Raw genomic sequence first — 15,231 nt, 5'->3', positions numbered from 1 at the left:
CATTCAGCCGACAACCGGTTTATTCAGCCAGTTTGAAAGTGATGAAGCTGGCGCGACCCTGACGCAGAACCCGCATCGACACCGAGCGATTCTTCGGCAAAGCCTTGGCGATATCAGTGAACTCCTTGGCAGAGCCGATCGCCTGATTGTTCAAGTGAGTAATGACGTCACCTGGCTGCAGGCCGATCAGAGAAGCAGGACCGTCCTGCACTTCCTTGATTACCACGCCGCCCTTGAGGTCGTAGGCTTTCTTCTGCTCGTCGGTCAGCTCGGCGACGGCAACGCCCAGGCGATTGCTGCTGCGCTCGACACTGGCTTTTGCGGAAGCCAGTTCTTTGCCTTCCTCAGGAATGGCGCCAACCGTCAGCTCGACATTCTGACGCTTGCCTTCACGAATCACCTCAAGATTGGCCTTGGAGCCCGCCTTCAACGCGCCGACCAAATGCGGCAGATCGGCAGACATGACGATCGGCTGACCGTTCATGCTGAGGATCACGTCGCCCACTTGCAAGCCGCCCTTGGCGGCTGCCGGACCATCATCCTGGATTTGTGCCACCAGCGCGCCGGCAGGCTTATCCAGACCGAACGATTCGGCCAAATCCTTGTTCACTTCCTGAATGACGACGCCCAACCAGCCACGGCTGACCTTGCCGCCGCTTTTCAGCTGATTGGAAACGTCCATGGCCACGTCGATAGGAATCGCGAACGACACGCCCATGAAGCCGCCGGAACGGGTGTAGATCTGCGAGTTGATCCCGATGACTTCGCCTGCCAGGTTGAACAGCGGACCACCGGAGTTACCCGGGTTGATCGGAACGTCGGTCTGGATGAACGGTACGTAGTTTTCGTTCGGCAGGCTACGACCGACGGCGCTGACGATGCCCTGAGTCACCGTATGGTCGAAACCGAATGGCGAGCCGATGGCGACGACCCACTGGCCGGCTTTCAGGTCCTGGGATTTGCCAAGCTTGAGGACTGGCAGATCCTTGCCTTCTATTTTCAACAAGGCCACGTCGGAACGTGGATCGGTGCCAACCAGCTTGGCTTTCAGCTCACTGCGGTCAGCCAGGCGAACGAGAATTTCGTCGGCATCGGCGATCACATGATTGTTGGTGAGGATGTAGCCATCAGACGAAATGATGAAACCCGAACCCAAGGATTGGGCTTCGCGCTGACGATCACCGCGAGGTGAACGCGGCTGCGGCATGCCGCGCTCGAAGAACTCGCGCAACATCGGCGGCAAGCCTTCAAGGTCAGGCATCTGTTCGTTCACTTTGCGATCCGGCAGTTTCTGTGTGGTGCTGATGTTCACCACGGCAGGCGAGGCCTGTTCGACCAGTTGCGTAAAGTCAGGCAACTCGACTGCTTGAGCAGCGACGGCCTGGCCGAGCACCAGTACAGTGGCAAAAATGGAGAGGTAAGACTTCAAGCGTGGTATCGACATACGGCTCCCGTTACGACGAGCATGGTTAAGCGATATGGAGCAAGGAACACCGGGAACGATACGCCGGTATTTTTGTTCCGGGAACAACAAACAAGGCCAGAGCCGAGGGGCTCTGACCTATAAAAAATTTTAGGGATATTTGCAAACTGAAATGCTCACCAAACATTTCGATACGAGCTCACTACTGGGTCGCAGTGGCATCGGTGCGCATGGACAGCGCAATCCTTTCAGCGGTACCTACCGGGATTTCACCCACCACGGTGACCATCATATCGCCCTGAGGCGTGGTCAAGCGTCGGGATACCGCAACGGTCGGACCGAGCTGAGTGCGAGTATCAGTGACGGCTGCGCCATTCAGTGGTTCAAGGAATACCGAGAAACGAGCCAGTCCATCGTCATACATCAGACTGTTGACCTGGGTTTTGGTCTCTGGATCCTTGCGCGAGGTACTGCTGGTCAGCTCGAACCCTGCAGGCAACCAGTCCGAATGCCAGGTCTGGGCGACCTTGACCGCTGAGGACTTGTCGCTTTCGAGAGCGACGGTCTTGCAATCACTGCCCGGCTGAAGATCGCTGTCGGAAGGAACGTCGGAGGTATCCAGCTGCGTGAACTGGAATCGCTCCAGCAACTGCCCTTTATCAGTCAGGAGCAGTGACTTGAGCGGCAAACCGGTTTCTTTATCCAGATGCAGTTCAAAACCGTAACGGTGCTGATCGCGAGGCGTCAGGGAAACGATGACAGCGGAACGCCCGGCCACACGCGACTTGCCGATGACGGCAAGGTTGTACCAATTCTTGAGCTTCTGTGGATCGAGTGTACGAGCAGCGGAATTGGGGGAGTCCCCAAGTCCTGCGATCAAGGTGCCGCTGACGCATTGAGTATGCCCATCAATGCGCACGACTTCCTGAGCAGAGCCGTCGAGCTGGAGTAAACGCTCGTGGACCTTGCCATCCTGGACGCGGTGCCAGATGTTGTGGGTAGAAAAACTACCGTTTCGCTCGTAGACAAAAGTACCGTGAAAGCTTTGCTGTTGCTCGGCCTGACCAAGACGGGTCAACCAGTCTTGGGCTTCATCGGCGTGGGCTGGAACAATGAACCAGCCACCGAGCAGAAGCGAAAGTAGAGGTATGGCGCGCATGATCCTCCTTAACGGTTTTCCAGGCTTGCTGCACGAGCGTAAGGCAGAGCGCTCTCAGTACCTTTCATTGCAGCCTGTTGAGCATGTTGGCGCAAGTAGCCAGGCATACGCTGATCGTGCCAGCCCGGTTGACCTTGCAATACGCCGTTGGCCATAGGACCAGTGGCTTCCGAACTCTCATTATAGCCGGCCAATACAGCTGGGCCTTTCACTTGAGGAACGGCCAGACCCGGTTGGGTGGATTGCTGCGCCAGTTCAACGCCAGCGATCTCGTCCTGGTTGTACAGACGAACACCTGCCAATACGGCAACGGTGACCGAAGCTGCAACTGCCAGACGACCCAGGCTACGCCATGGACCACGGGAAGCTTTTGCCGGTACGGCTTCGTCAGCCAGCGCAGCGGAAACTGCCGCAGCGATATCCAGACGTGGAAGCAGCAAATCCTTGTGCATCACTGCCCGAGCGATCTGATAACGAGCCCATGTATCACGGGTTTCAACATCGTCAAAGGCATTCAATACCCGACGCAATTCCAATTCGTCCGCTTCGTTATCCATCACTGCGGACAGCGATTCCTGCAGGGCTTCACGACTCATGGCGTTCCTCTCTTGGCTGTCGCCGCTGTCTCAGTTTTCCTGCAACAACGGCTGCAGGGCTTTATCGATGGCCTCCCGAGCGCGGAAAATCCGGGAGCGCACGGTACCCACCGGACATTGCATGACGCTCGCAATGTCCTCGTAACTCAGACCATCGAATTCACGTAAAGTTAAAGCCGTACGCAAATCTTCTGGCAGTTGCTGAATGGTTCGATGGACGGTGCCTTCGATCTCATCCCGCAGCAATGCACGTTCTGGCGACTCGAGATCCTTGAGGCCATGATCGCCATCGTAGAACTCTGCATCCTCGGAACTGACATCGCTATCCGGCGGCCGACGGCCGCGTGAAACCAGATAGTTTTTCGCCGTGTTGATGGCGATGCGGTAAAGCCACGTATAAAACGCGCTGTCTCCGCGAAAATTTCCAAGCGCACGGTATGCCTTGATAAAGGCTTCCTGCGCCACATCCTGGGCTTCATGGGTGTCGTGCACAAAACGCACGATCAACCCGAGAATTTTGTGCTGGTATTTCAGCACTAGCAGATCGAAAGCTCGCTTGTCGCCGCGTTGAACGCGTTCGACGAGCTGCTGATCCTCTTCCTGGGTTAGCATGAACTCTCCTCGATAAGCTCGGAGGAAGCTTGCATAACTAAACGACCAGACTTGCAAACATAGACTCGGGCTTTTCGCAAAAGTTCTCCCCCTCCAAGCAAGTTTCCTGCGGGCTCTGACTGGCACGCACGAAAAGCGCAGCTCGAGCTAACCCGGCTGCGCGAATAATCTTGTCATCGGATTCGACAGCAAGGATCAAATTGCAATCCCGCGCTGAAGCCGACACTGTCCCTTGATTCAGGCAACGGTCTATTGATCTTGGGCCTTTGGCAAAAGTTCCAATTATTTATAGCTGTGCCAGGCCGACATTGTGCAACCCTGAACGGAAAAAGACTGTTAAATCCACGATACAGTCGTCTTGTCGCCGAACGGGCCGAAAAACCATCCGACGAAGCGTCAGGTCTTTTCTGTCACTGTAGTTTCACAATGCCATGTCAGCCCGGCTATTGTGCCGGTCCCCCCCTCTATATACTAGTGGGCTGTGTGGCCGCCTTGACTCGCCGTTCCAGGAGTCTGGCGCCAACCCCGACCCGGGTCGCTTTGAGCGGAATCCTGAAATGAGCCAACAGTTTCAACACGATGTTCTGGTCATTGGCAGCGGTGCAGCCGGTTTGAGTCTTGCGCTGACCTTGCCCGATCATTTGCGTATCGCCGTACTGAGCAAAGGCGACCTCGCCAATGGCTCGACCTTCTGGGCCCAGGGCGGTGTCGCTGCCGTTCTGGACGACACCGATACCGTTGAGTCCCACGTCGATGACACCCTCAACGCCGGCGGCGGCCTGTGCCACGAAGACGCAGTGCGCTTCACAGTCGAGCACAGTAAGGAAGCCATTCAATGGCTGATCGACCAGGGCGTGCCTTTTACCCGCGACGAGCAGTCCGGCACCGAGGACGGCGGCTTCGAATTCCATCTGACCCGTGAAGGCGGTCACAGCCATCGGCGCATCATTCACGCCGCCGATGCCACCGGTGCAGCGATTTTCAGAACGTTGCTCGACAAGGCCAGACAGCGGCCGAACATCGAACTGCTGGAACAGCGCGTCGCGGTCGACCTGATCACTGAAAAACGCCTGGGCCTTGAAGGCGATCGCTGCCTCGGCGCTTACGTCCTCAATCGTGGCACAGGCGAAGTCGACACCTATGGCGCACGCTTCGTAATCCTCGCATCTGGCGGTGCCGCCAAGGTCTACCTCTACACCAGCAACCCCGACGGCGCCTGCGGTGACGGCATCGCCATGGCCTGGCGTTCAGGCTGCCGGGTGGCGAACCTGGAATTCAACCAGTTCCACCCGACCTGCCTGTATCACCCGCAGGCCAAGAGTTTCCTGATTACCGAGGCGTTGCGTGGCGAAGGCGCACACCTGAAGCTGCCCAACGGCGAACGTTTCATGCAACGTTTCGACCCGCGCGCCGAGCTGGCGCCACGGGATATCGTCGCCCGGGCGATCGACCATGAGATGAAGCGACTCGGTATCGACTGCGTCTATCTGGACATCAGTCACAAGCCGGAAGCCTTTATCAAAACGCACTTCCCGACGGTGTACGAGCGCTGCCTCGAGTTTTCCATCGACATCACCAAGCAACCGATCCCGGTGGTTCCGGCGGCGCACTACACCTGCGGCGGCGTGATGGTCGATCAGCAGGGTCGCACCGACGTGCCGGGGCTGTATGCGATTGGCGAAACCAGCTTCACCGGCCTGCACGGCGCCAACCGCATGGCCAGCAACTCGCTGCTGGAGTGTTTCGTCTACGCGCGCTCGGCGGCGGCAGACATTCTTGAACAGTTGCCACAGGTTTCGATTCCCGTCGCCCTGCCCGTCTGGGACGCCAGCCAGGTCACCGATTCGGATGAAGACGTGATCATTGCGCACAACTGGGATGAACTGCGGCGGTTCATGTGGGACTACGTCGGCATCGTGCGCACCAACAAGCGCCTGCAACGGGCGCAGCACCGCGTGCAGTTGTTGCTGGACGAAATCGACGAGTTCTACAGCAACTACAAGGTCAGCCGGGATTTGATCGAACTGCGTAACCTGGCCCAGGTCGCCGAATTGATGATTCTGTCAGCCATGGAGCGCAAGGAAAGTCGCGGCCTGCATTACACCCTCGACTACCCGAACCTGCTGCCGGTGGCGCTGGACACTATTCTGGTGCCGCCCACCTACGCCGACTGAACGTGAGCCGAACCCGCAGGCGTCTGTGCAGATCCGCCGCCTGCGAATCCCGTGGCACGCAAATCGACCGGATCCGCCGCTCGCCCTGCAAACGAAAACGCAACACCACGACCAACGGCAACGCCAGGCTGTCCCGCTGCAGCTGAACCGCCTGCCAACCGGCCGCCTGACTCCATAACTGCCAGCCATCCGTATCGCGACGCAAACCGCTAAACGCTTGTGGATGTGTCAGCAAAATCTGTCGTGGCAATGCCCAAACGCCATGCGCCAGACAGCACAAGGCACCGAGCGAACTGGCCCAGACCGGTATCGAAAGAAAAATAAACGAACCCAGCGCGAACAGCTGAGCCAACAGATACGCCGCCAGCAACTGCCGTGAGGCATGCCAGCGGCATTCGAACCCATTACTTGGGCTGGACACGATCCAGGATCATGCGAACCATGCGCTGAAGCTCCGGATCTTCCGATTCGGCGCGCTCCATGAACCAGCCGAACATGTCCTGATCTTCGCATTCGAGCAGTTTGCGGTAGCAATCGCGGTCGACATCGTTGAGGTGCGGGTAAACCTCTTTCACGAACGGTACCAGCAACACGTCAAGTTCAAGCATGCCGCGACGGCTATGCCAGTAGAGGCGATTCAGTTCAACATCTTCGACCATGGAGCGCTCCTCAAATAGGCGGCAAGTATACAGCCCCCGACTCCATCGAACAGTCGGCTTTGGTCGGGCACTACCGACCTTTTGTGAACTACCCATTTCATGGGCGCCCCCTTATGATGTCCCCCAGACTCTTCATTCCTGCGATGACCCATGGCCGATTCTGCTTTTTTCTGCACCCTGACTCACGAAGGCGTTCTCGCGGTCCGCGGCGCGGATGCCGGTAAATTCCTGCAAGGCCAACTGACCTGCAACCTCAACTACCTGAGCGACACCCAGTCCAGCCTCGGCGCGCGCTGCACCCAGAAAGGCCGGATGCAATCGAGTTTCCGCATTCTGCTGCAAGGTGACGGCGTGCTCATGGCCATGGCCACCGAGCTGTTGGAACCGCAACTGGCGGACCTGAAAAAATACGCGGTGTTCTCCAAGTCCAAATTGACCGATGAAAGCGCCGCATGGGTCCGCTTCGGTGTTAACCATGGCGATGCCGCCCTGATCAGCCTGGGCCTTGACCTGCCGGCAGACACCGACAGCGTTGCGCGCAATGACGGGCTGATCGCTGTCCGCGTTTCGCCGGACCGTGCCGAGCTCTGGGTTGCCGCCGATCAGGCCGACGCCATCAAAGGCCGGTTAGCTGCCCTGTTGACCGAAGGCGATCTCAATCAATGGCTGCTGGGTCAGATCCGCGCAGGGATCGGCCAGGTCATGCCGAGCACCCGCGAGCTGTTCATTCCGCAGATGCTCAACCTGCAAGCGGTCGGCGGCGTGAGTTTCAAAAAGGGTTGCTACACCGGCCAGGAAATCGTCGCGCGGATGCAGTACCTGGGCAAACTCAAGCGCCGCTTGTATCGTCTCAAGCTGGACGCCAATGACTTGCCTGAGCCCGGCACTCAACTGTTCTCCCCGACCCACGGCAGTTCCATCGGCGAAGTGGTGCTCGCCGCACACACCGGACAAAACATTGAGCTCCTGGCCGTGCTGCAAGCCGAAGCAGCCGAAGGCGGTGATGTCCATCTGGGCGCACTCGAAGGGCCAGCCCTGCACCTGCTCGACCTGCCTTATGAACTGGATCGCGATCGCGAGATCCAGCGTTAACGGCAGCACTTGTCGCAACACCTAGAGAAATGAAATGAGTGAGCTGGCGGATAAGGTCCAACAGGATTTGGTTGAGGCCATCGATAACGATGACCTGGTTCTGCCGACATTACCGGAAGTGGCCCTGCAGATTCGCAAGGCCGCTGAAGACCCGGAAATCAGTGTCAGTACCCTGAGTAAAGTGATCGGCCGTGACACCGCGTTGTCGGCGCGCCTGATCAAAGTGGTCAACAGCCCACTCCTTCGCGCGACCCAGGAAGTCACTGACTTGCACACGGCCATCACGCGCCTGGGCATCAACTACAGCAGCAACCTGGCCATTGGCCTGGTCATGGAGCAGATTTTCCACGCGCGTTCCGACGTGGTGGAGAAAAAAATGCGCGATGTCTGGCGCAAAAGCCTGGAAATCGCCGGCGTCAGCTACGCATTGTGCCGCAACTACACCCAACTCAAACCTGATCAGGCGGCACTCGGCGGGCTGGTGCATCAGATCGGCGTATTGCCGATCCTGACCTACGCCGAAGACCATTACGAGCTGCTATCGGACCCGGTCAGCCTGAATCATGTGATCGACCAGATTCACCCGCTGCTCGGCGACAAGTTGCTGCGGGTCTGGGAATTTCCGGAAATGCTGGTACAAGTGCCGGGGCTGTATCTGGACTTCAAGCGTGAGTCCGAGCGCGTCGACTATGTGGATCTGGTGCAGGTGGCCAGTTTGTATTGCCACAAGGACACCGACCATCCCATCGCCCGTATCGACCCGCTCAGCGTGCCGGCCTTCAGGAAGCTCGGGATCGATCCGGAGAACGAAGCGATGTGCAGGGATCTGGAAGAGTCGCGGTCGATGTTTTACTAGCCGAGACCGCAGCGCGCCCTTCGCGAGCAAGCCCGCTCCCACATTCGATCGAATTTCTTCAGGAAGAACTCGTTCAAGTGTGGGAGCGGGCTTGCTCGCGAAGGGGCCTGACCTGACACCACAAAATTACCCCGCGATAAAACTCACCCGCACCTTCAACCCCGCCTGCTCACCATCGTGCAGGCTGATCTGCGCCAAATGCGCACGGCAAATCTCGCCAACAATCGCCAACCCCAATCCCGAGCCGGCGACTTGCTGATTGCGTCGATAGAAGCGCTCGAACACCCGGTCGCGTTCTTCAAGAGGAATCCCCGGACCGTCGTCCTCGACCTCCAGCACCGCCGGTGCCGAAACCCGCAGGATCACATTGCCGCCGGACGGCGTATGGGCCAAGGCGTTATCCACCAGATTGCTCAATAGCTCATTCAACAGCGTCGGCTCACCGCGCAGCCAAACCGGCTCGTCCGCCTCCAGCGCCAATGCCACGCCGCGGGCATGGGCCAGCGGCGCCATGGCCATGCCGAGTTCGCGGGCCAGCTGACTCAAGTCCAGCAACTGCGCGCCGCCCTCGGCGATCGCCCGGGCACCGTTCTCGACCCGCGCCAATGAGAGCAGTTGGTTGGCCAGATGGGTCAAGCGGTCCGTCCCTTGTGCGGCTGTTTCCAAGGTGTTGCGCCAAGTCTCCGGTTCGGTCGAGCGCAGGCCCAGTTCAAGCCGGGCCTTGAGCGCCGCCAGTGGCGTGCGCAGTTCATGGGCAGCATCGGCGATGAATTGCGCCTGTCGTTCGAACTGCCCGCGCAGGCGCTCGGTAAAGTGATTGAGCGCGCGCACCAGCGGCCACAATTCGTGCTGCACTTCCACCAACGGCAGCGGCCGCAGATCGTCGGACTGCCGCTCCTCCACCGCCGTGCGCAAGCGCTCCAATGGACGCAACGCCGCACTGACTGCAAACCAGACCATCAGCAATGCGCCGACCGCCAGCATGCCTAATCGCAGCAACGTGTCCGCCGCCAGGCTACGAGCCATGCTGACCCGCGCTTCATCGGTTTCCGCCACGCGGATTTCCGCCATGCCGTTCATGTTCGGCTCGCTCACGGGTTTGAGCAGGCTCACCACCCGCACGTTCTGCCCCTGATACGTTGCGTTGTAGAAACGTGCGAGCGCCGGATAGTCATCGGTGCGCGGCGTGCCCGGCGGCGGGGGCGGCAGGTTTTCGTAACCGGAGATCAACTTCTGGTTGATGTCATTGACCAGGTAGAAAATCCGCCCGGCGCTGTCGTAGGCAAAGGTATCGAGGGCCACGTAGGGCACGTCGGCGCTGAGGCTGCCATCGCGCTGGGACACCCCGGCGGCGATGGTTCGTGCCGAGGCCAGCAAGGTCCGGTCGTACGCGGTGTCGGCGGCCTCGCGCCCGTTCCAGTACGCGCTCAAACCACTGGCCAGCATCAACACCACCAGCAACAGCGCGAGGTTCCACAGCAACCGCCAGCGCAGGCTGCTGGGCTTATGCATCGCGGCTTTCCAGCAAATAGCCGAGACCGCGGAAGGTCACGATGGCGACCGGTTGGCCGTCGAGTTTCTTGCGCAAGCGGTGGACGTAGATTTCGATGGCGTCGGGACTGGCTTCTTCGTCCAGACCGAACACCTGGGCAGCCAGTTGCTCCTTGCTCATCACCCGACCGGGACGGGCAATCAGGGCTTCGAGCACCGCCTGTTCGCGGGAGGTCAGGGTCAGCAATTCTTCGCCAAGGGTGAAGCGCCGGGTGTCCAGATCGTAAGCCAGCACGCCGCAGGTCTGCTGGCGCTCGCCGCCGAGCACGCTGCGGCGCAGCAAGGCTTTGACCCGGGCTTCGAGTTCGGTCAGTTCGAAAGGCTTGGCCAGGTAATCGTCAGCGCCAAGGTTCAAGCCATGGACCCGGTCCTTGACGTCGCTGCGCGCGGTCAGCATCAGCACCGGCAGGTTCTTGCCCCGGGCCCGCAGGCGCGCCAGCACTTCGAAACCATCCATGCGCGGCAGGCCGACGTCGAGGATCGCCATGGCGTATTCCTCGCTGCTCAACGCCAGGTCGGCGGCCACACCGTCATGCAGCACATCCACGGTCAACCCGGTGCTCTTGAGCGCCTGGGCGACACTGTCGGCAAGTTGCAGATGGTCTTCGACGAGCAGAACACGCATGGATCTTTACCTCATTCAGGGATGTTCGACGCCATTCTTTGGCGCGGAGTTTACAGCCGCATCCGCCGGTGTGAAGCCTGAAAGCCGTGAAAGTCTGCTGAAAGGTTAGTGAAAGGTTCGACGGTTAGAGTCGGCCCACGGATGGTTTCGACTGCGAGCCATCCGTCGTGCTTTGAAATGTAGCTCCCGAAAAACGCCTTGATGCGTTTTCGCCAATAAGAACAATAACGAGGTACTTCGCCATGCTGTCCACGCCGCTCCAGATTTGCCCGCCCCACCCCTTTTCTCGCTCCCCTTCGTATACGCTCGTCGGCGCCGTCAACGGCTGCGCGACGCGAAACCGCCGCATCTGAAACATCCCCAAAAACAACAACTCCAGTGGAGACACCCATGAATCAATCACTGCGCCGTTTCGCCCTCGCCGCCAGCTGCATGCTGTTCGCCGGCCAATTGATGGCCGAGCCGAAACGCCCGGAATGCATCGCCCCGGCCTCGCCCGGCGGCGGTTTCGACCTGACCTGCAAACTGGCGCAGAGCGCGCTGGTCAACGAAAAACTGCTGACCAAACCGATGCGCGTGACCTACATGCCGGGCGGTGTCGGCGCAGTGGCGTATAACGCGGTGGTCGCACAGCGTCCGGCCGATGCGGGCACACTCGTGGCGTGGTCCAGCGGATCGCTGTTGAACCTGGCGCAGGGCAAGTTCGGTCGCTTCGATGAAACCAACGTGCGCTGGCTGGCCGCCGTCGGCACCAGCTACGGCGCCATCGCGGTGAAAAGCGATTCGCCTTACAAGACCCTGGACGATCTCGTTCAAGCGTTGAAGAAAGATCCGAGCAAAGTGGTGATCGGTTCCGGCGGCACCGTCGGCAGCCAGGACTGGATGCAAACCGCGCTGATTGCCAAGGCCGCCGGGATCAACCCGCGCGACTTGCGCTACGTCGCCCTCGAAGGTGGCGGTGAAATTGCCACCGCGCTGCTCGGCGGCCACATTCAGGTCGGCAGCACCGACATCTCCGACTCCATGCCGCACATTCAGAGCGGCGACATGCGCCTGCTGGCGGTGTTCTCCGAGAAACGCCTGGACGAGCCGGAAATGAAAGACATTCCGACCGCCAAGGAGCAAGGCTACGACATCGTCTGGCCAGTGGTTCGCGGTTTCTACCTCGGGCCAAAAGTCAGCGATGAAGACTACGCCTGGTGGAAAGACTCCTTCGACAAACTGCTGGCCTCACCCGAATTCGCCAAGCTGCGCGATCAGCGTGAACTGTTCCCGTTCGCCATGACCGGCCCGGAGCTGGACACCTACGTGAAGAAGCAGGTCGCGGACTACAAAGTGCTGGCCAAAGAGTTCGGCCTGATTCAGTGATCGCCTCTGTCTAGCTGCTGCGGCCCCCGTTCTGCGGGGCCGCGGCACAGGAGTTTCCTATGCTCTTACAACGCATTTTTGCGTCGGTGCTGTTGCTGGCCTGTCTCAGCCTGGTGCTGATGGCCTGGCCCTACCAGGCACCTTTTTCCTACGAACCAATCGGACCACGGGCCTTTCCCCTGTTGATGCTGGGCCTGATGGGCCTGGGACTGGTTTACATGGTGTATCGCCCCTCGCCGATCAAACACACCGATGAAGATCCGCCGATGGATCGCGAAACCCTGACCAAGATTGGCCTCTGCGTGTTGCTGCTGCTGGTATTCGCCGGATTGTTCGAACCTCTGGGCTTTATCCTCAGCAGCATATTGATCGGCATTCCGATGGCGCGCCTGTACGGCGGACGCTGGTTGCCGGGCGCGGTGATCATCTGCCTGATGAGCATCGGTCTGTACCTGCTGTTCGACAAAGTCATGGACGTGCCACTGCCTCTGGGCCTGCTCGACGTTCTGGAGAACTGATATGGATACGCTTGGTTATTTGAGTCATGGCTTTGGCGTCGCGCTGACCCCTTACAACCTGGTCACCGCTCTCAGCGGCACGCTGATCGGCACCGTCGTCGGCCTGTTGCCCGGCCTCGGTCCGATCAACGGCGTGGCGTTGCTGATCCCGATCGCGTTCGCCCTCGGCCTGCCACCAGAATCAGCGTTGATCCTGCTGGCCGCGGTATACCTGGGTTGCGAATACGGCGGCCGGATCAGTTCGATCCTGCTGAACATTCCGGGCGAAGCGTCCACCGTCATGACCACCCTCGACGGCTACCCGATGGCCCGACAAGGCATGGCGGGCGTTGCATTGTCACTGTCGGCGTGGAGTTCGTTCATCGGCGCCTTTATTGCGACCTGCGGGATGGTGGTTTTCGCACCGATCCTGGCTAAATGGGCGATTGCCTTCGGTCCGGCGGAATACTTCGTCCTGATGGTGTTTGCGATTGTCTGTCTCGGCGGCATGGCGGGTGATCGCCCACTGAAGACTTTCATCGCAGCGTTGATCGGTCTGTTCCTCTCGACCGTCGGCATTGACGCCAACAGCGGTGTCTACCGCTTTACTGGGGACAACATCCACCTCACCGACGGCATTCAGTTTGTGGTGCTTGTGCTGGGCCTGTTCTCCATCAGCGAAATCCTGTTGCTGCTGGAAAAAACCCACCGGGGTCAGGAGGCGTTCCAGGCCACCGGCCGCATGATGTTCAACTTCAAGGAAGCCGCTTCGGTGTTCTGGGTGAACATGCGTTGCGGTGTGCTGGGTTTCATCATGGGCGTGCTGCCTGGTGCCGGCGCGACACTGGCCAGCGCCGTGGCCTACATGACCGAGAAACGTATCGCTGGCCCGAGCGGAAAATTCGGACAGGGCGACAAGCGTGGCCTGGCCGCTCCGGAAACCGCCATCGGTGCTGAAGCCTGCGGCGCGCTGGTGCCGATGCTGACGCTGGGTGTTCCCGGTTCGGGCACTACGGCGGTGATGATCGGTGCCTTGTCGCTGTACAACATCACGCCAGGCCCGCTGCTGTTCCAACAGCAACCGGACATCGTCTGGGGCCTGATCGCTTCGTTGTTTGTCGCCAACATTATGCTGGTGATCCTCAACATTCCGATGATCCGCATCTTCACCCGCATTCTTGCCGTGCCGAACTGGGCGCTGGTGCCGATGATCGCGATCATTACCGCCATCGGCGTGTTCGCGGTGCATGCCACCACCTTCGATCTGTTCCTGATGATTGGCATCGGCATCTTCGGCTACATCCTGCGCAAGCTAGACTTCCCGTTGTCGCCGGTTCTGCTGGGCTTCATCCTCGGAGGTTTGATGGAACAGAATCTGCGCCGGGCCCTGTCGATCTCCAACGGTTCGCTGGAGATTCTCTGGTCGAGCGGGATCACCATGGGCGTCTGGGCGTTGATCGCTGTGATGCTGCTGGTGCCGATCCTGCGGATCTGGCGCAAACGCTCGGTCGCTCGTCGCGCTATCGCCGATGTCTGATCGAACACCCTTCAAAGCCTGGTGGGGTACGCCGCTGGTCGGCGCGCTGGGCGGTTACCTGGCCAGCCTGGTCGGCTGGCCGCTGCCGTGGATGGTCGGCTCGTTGCTGGCAATCATCCTGGTGCGCTGCCTGACGCCCTGGCAATTGGCGGAAATCCCTGGCGGCCGCAAGTGCGGCCAGTGGGTGGTCGGCATCGGCATCGGTCTGCACTTCACCCCGGTGGTGATGGAGCAGGTGCTGAGCCACTTCGGTCTGATCTTCTTCGGTGCGCTCGTCACCAGCCTCTCGGCCATCGTCGGGGTCTGGTTGATGCGGCGCACCGGTGAGGATCGCGCCACCGCGTTCTTTTCCAGCATGCCCGGCGGCTCCGGCGAGATGGTCAACCTCGGCGCGCGCAATGGCGCCGTGCTCAGTCGCGTAGCGGCCGGGCAAAGCCTGCGGGTGCTGGTGGTGGTGCTGTGTGTGCCGGCGGCGTTCAAGTATTTGCTGGGCGACGGCGCGCCAATCGTTCATCCGACGGCCGTCAACTGGTGGTGGCTGGCCCTTCTATTCCCGGCAGGCGCGTTGGCAGCCTGGCTTTGGGAACGTCTTCGTCAACCCAACCCGTGGCTGTTCGGGCCGTTGCTGGTGAGCGCGGCGGTGAGCATTGGTTGGGATTTGCACATTGGCTTGCCCCACGGGGGCAGTCAGATTGGCCAATGGCTGATCGGCAGCGGCCTGGGTTGTCACTTCAATCGGCAGTTTTTCCGGCGGGCGCCTTCGTTTATGGGGCGGACCTTGATCGGAACGGTGCTGACGATGTTGATCGCCACGGCGGCGGCACTCGGGTTGAGTGCGCTGACACACCTGGATTTGCGTTCGCTGACCCTGGGCATGATGCCCGGCGGGATTGCGGAGATGAGCCTGACGGCGGAGACCCTGCAATTGTCGGTGCCATTGGTGACGGCGATGCAGGTGATGCGGTTGTTGTTTGTGTTGTTTCTGGCCGAGCCGTTGTTCAAGTATTGGAATCGGGTGCCGGATTCGGACGGATAGACCAAGTCGCCCCTTTCGCGGGCAAGCCTCGCTCCTACAGGACTTG

15 protein-coding genes are annotated in these 15,231 nt (G+C 59.9%); 7 read left to right on the top strand and 8 right to left on the bottom strand.

Translation table 11 applies throughout. From position 1 onward, the window contains the following. Positions 1–19: 19 nt before the first annotated feature. The 4 genes from J2Y86_RS25005 to rpoE form a co-directional block, all read right to left on the bottom strand. Positions 20–1,444: a DegQ family serine endoprotease gene (locus J2Y86_RS25005; RefSeq protein WP_253437753.1), complete on the bottom strand. Its 1,425-nt coding sequence runs from the start codon at positions 1,442–1,444 to the stop codon at positions 20–22. A gap of 181 nt (positions 1,445–1,625) precedes the next feature. Then, positions 1,626–2,582 (bottom strand): MucB/RseB C-terminal domain-containing protein, encoded by a 957-nt coding sequence (locus J2Y86_RS25000; RefSeq protein ID WP_253437750.1) that lies wholly within the window; start codon positions 2,580–2,582, stop codon positions 1,626–1,628. Between the two features lie 8 nt (positions 2,583–2,590). Then, entirely contained in the window at positions 2,591–3,178 is a 588-nt protein-coding gene (locus J2Y86_RS24995) for a sigma-E factor negative regulatory protein (RefSeq protein ID WP_253437747.1), read from the bottom strand. Positions 3,179–3,208: 30 nt separating this feature from the next. Then, a complete protein-coding gene (rpoE, locus tag J2Y86_RS24990; protein ID WP_003172477.1) occupies positions 3,209–3,790 on the bottom strand; it encodes an RNA polymerase sigma factor RpoE in 582 nt (193 codons plus the stop codon). 557 nt (positions 3,791–4,347) lie between these two features. Here rpoE and nadB point away from each other — a divergent pair. Then, on the top strand, positions 4,348–5,964 hold the full coding sequence (gene nadB / locus J2Y86_RS24985; RefSeq protein ID WP_253437744.1) for an L-aspartate oxidase: 1,617 nt from the start codon (positions 4,348–4,350) through the stop codon (positions 5,962–5,964). On the opposite strand, the gene J2Y86_RS24980 is transcribed toward nadB, so the two are convergent. Then, a complete protein-coding gene (locus J2Y86_RS24980) occupies positions 5,933–6,385 on the bottom strand; it encodes a protein YgfX (protein WP_253437741.1) in 453 nt (150 codons plus the stop codon). The genes nadB and J2Y86_RS24980 overlap by 32 nt on opposite strands. Continuing rightward, on the bottom strand, positions 6,369–6,623 hold the full coding sequence (locus J2Y86_RS24975; RefSeq protein WP_007944081.1) for a succinate dehydrogenase assembly factor 2: 255 nt from the start codon (positions 6,621–6,623) through the stop codon (positions 6,369–6,371). Before J2Y86_RS24975 ends, J2Y86_RS24980 begins: the two co-directional genes overlap by 17 nt. A 150-nt stretch (positions 6,624–6,773) precedes the next feature. On the opposite strand from J2Y86_RS24975, the gene ygfZ reads away from it, so the two are divergent. Together ygfZ and J2Y86_RS24965 are read left to right on the top strand one after the other, a co-directional pair. After that, on the top strand, positions 6,774–7,715 hold the full coding sequence (ygfZ, locus tag J2Y86_RS24970) for a CAF17-like 4Fe-4S cluster assembly/insertion protein YgfZ (RefSeq protein ID WP_253437738.1): 942 nt from the start codon (positions 6,774–6,776) through the stop codon (positions 7,713–7,715). A gap of 34 nt (positions 7,716–7,749) precedes the next feature. Next, the gene (locus J2Y86_RS24965) at positions 7,750–8,571 is read left to right on the top strand and encodes an HDOD domain-containing protein (RefSeq protein WP_253437735.1); all 822 of its coding nucleotides are present in this window, start codon (positions 7,750–7,752) and stop codon (positions 8,569–8,571) included. A gap of 126 nt (positions 8,572–8,697) precedes the next feature. On the opposite strand, the gene J2Y86_RS24960 is transcribed toward J2Y86_RS24965, so the two are convergent. Together J2Y86_RS24960 and J2Y86_RS24955 are read right to left on the bottom strand one after the other, a co-directional pair. Then, complete coding sequence (locus tag J2Y86_RS24960; protein ID WP_253437731.1) at positions 8,698–10,083, bottom strand: sensor histidine kinase; 1,386 nt, start codon at positions 10,081–10,083, stop codon at positions 8,698–8,700. Next, positions 10,076–10,747: a response regulator gene (locus J2Y86_RS24955; RefSeq protein ID WP_084322654.1), complete on the bottom strand. Its 672-nt coding sequence runs from the start codon at positions 10,745–10,747 to the stop codon at positions 10,076–10,078. The genes J2Y86_RS24960 and J2Y86_RS24955 overlap by 8 nt, the downstream gene beginning before the upstream one ends. A 390-nt stretch (positions 10,748–11,137) precedes the next feature. Between J2Y86_RS24955 and J2Y86_RS24950 the strand changes: the two genes are divergently transcribed. The 4 genes from J2Y86_RS24950 to J2Y86_RS24935 are packed head-to-tail and all read left to right on the top strand — an operon-like array spanning position 11,138 to position 15,185. Continuing rightward, a complete protein-coding gene (locus J2Y86_RS24950) occupies positions 11,138–12,115 on the top strand; it encodes a Bug family tripartite tricarboxylate transporter substrate binding protein (RefSeq protein WP_253437728.1) in 978 nt (325 codons plus the stop codon). A 59-nt stretch (positions 12,116–12,174) separates the two neighbouring features. Further along, the gene (locus tag J2Y86_RS24945; RefSeq protein WP_253437725.1) at positions 12,175–12,633 is read left to right on the top strand and encodes a tripartite tricarboxylate transporter TctB family protein; all 459 of its coding nucleotides are present in this window, start codon (positions 12,175–12,177) and stop codon (positions 12,631–12,633) included. 1 nt (position 12,634) lies between these two features. After that, positions 12,635–14,149, top strand: a complete 1,515-nt coding sequence (locus J2Y86_RS24940) for a tripartite tricarboxylate transporter permease (RefSeq protein ID WP_253437722.1) — start codon at positions 12,635–12,637, stop codon at positions 14,147–14,149. Next, on the top strand, positions 14,142–15,185 hold the full coding sequence (locus tag J2Y86_RS24935) for an AbrB family transcriptional regulator (RefSeq protein ID WP_253437718.1): 1,044 nt from the start codon (positions 14,142–14,144) through the stop codon (positions 15,183–15,185). The genes J2Y86_RS24940 and J2Y86_RS24935 overlap by 8 nt, the downstream gene beginning before the upstream one ends. Positions 15,186–15,231 lie beyond the last annotated feature (46 nt).

Source organism: Pseudomonas migulae, from assembly GCF_024169315.1.
GTDB lineage: Bacteria > Pseudomonadota > Gammaproteobacteria > Pseudomonadales > Pseudomonadaceae > Aquipseudomonas > Aquipseudomonas migulae_B.
The sequence above is the reverse complement of the archived record's forward strand: the minus strand, read 5'-3'. Positions and strand labels throughout refer to the sequence as shown.

Bases quoted from the DNA above. Each gene is read 5' to 3' on its own strand.
- J2Y86_RS24995 (WP_253437747.1), bottom strand. From the start codon at position 3,178: ATGAGTCGTGAAGCCCTGCAGGAATCGCTGTCCGCAGTGATGGATAAC.
- rpoE (WP_003172477.1), bottom strand. From the start codon at position 3,790: ATGCTAACCCAGGAAGAGGATCAGCAGCTCGTCGAACGCGTTCAACGC.
- J2Y86_RS24945 (WP_253437725.1), top strand. From the start codon at position 12,175: ATGCTCTTACAACGCATTTTTGCGTCGGTGCTGTTGCTGGCCTGTCTC.
- J2Y86_RS24960 (WP_253437731.1), bottom strand. From the start codon at position 10,083: ATGCATAAGCCCAGCAGCCTGCGCTGGCGGTTGCTGTGGAACCTCGCG.
- nadB (WP_253437744.1), top strand. From the start codon at position 4,348: ATGAGCCAACAGTTTCAACACGATGTTCTGGTCATTGGCAGCGGTGCA.
- J2Y86_RS24940 (WP_253437722.1), top strand. From the start codon at position 12,635: ATGGATACGCTTGGTTATTTGAGTCATGGCTTTGGCGTCGCGCTGACC.
- J2Y86_RS24935 (WP_253437718.1), top strand. From the start codon at position 14,142: ATGTCTGATCGAACACCCTTCAAAGCCTGGTGGGGTACGCCGCTGGTC.
- J2Y86_RS24950 (WP_253437728.1), top strand. From the start codon at position 11,138: ATGAATCAATCACTGCGCCGTTTCGCCCTCGCCGCCAGCTGCATGCTG.
- J2Y86_RS24975 (WP_007944081.1), bottom strand. From the start codon at position 6,623: ATGGTCGAAGATGTTGAACTGAATCGCCTCTACTGGCATAGCCGTCGC.
- J2Y86_RS24965 (WP_253437735.1), top strand. From the start codon at position 7,750: ATGAGTGAGCTGGCGGATAAGGTCCAACAGGATTTGGTTGAGGCCATC.
- ygfZ (WP_253437738.1), top strand. From the start codon at position 6,774: ATGGCCGATTCTGCTTTTTTCTGCACCCTGACTCACGAAGGCGTTCTC.
- J2Y86_RS25000 (WP_253437750.1), bottom strand. From the start codon at position 2,582: ATGCGCGCCATACCTCTACTTTCGCTTCTGCTCGGTGGCTGGTTCATT.
- J2Y86_RS24955 (WP_084322654.1), bottom strand. From the start codon at position 10,747: ATGCGTGTTCTGCTCGTCGAAGACCATCTGCAACTTGCCGACAGTGTC.
- J2Y86_RS25005 (WP_253437753.1), bottom strand. From the start codon at position 1,444: ATGTCGATACCACGCTTGAAGTCTTACCTCTCCATTTTTGCCACTGTA.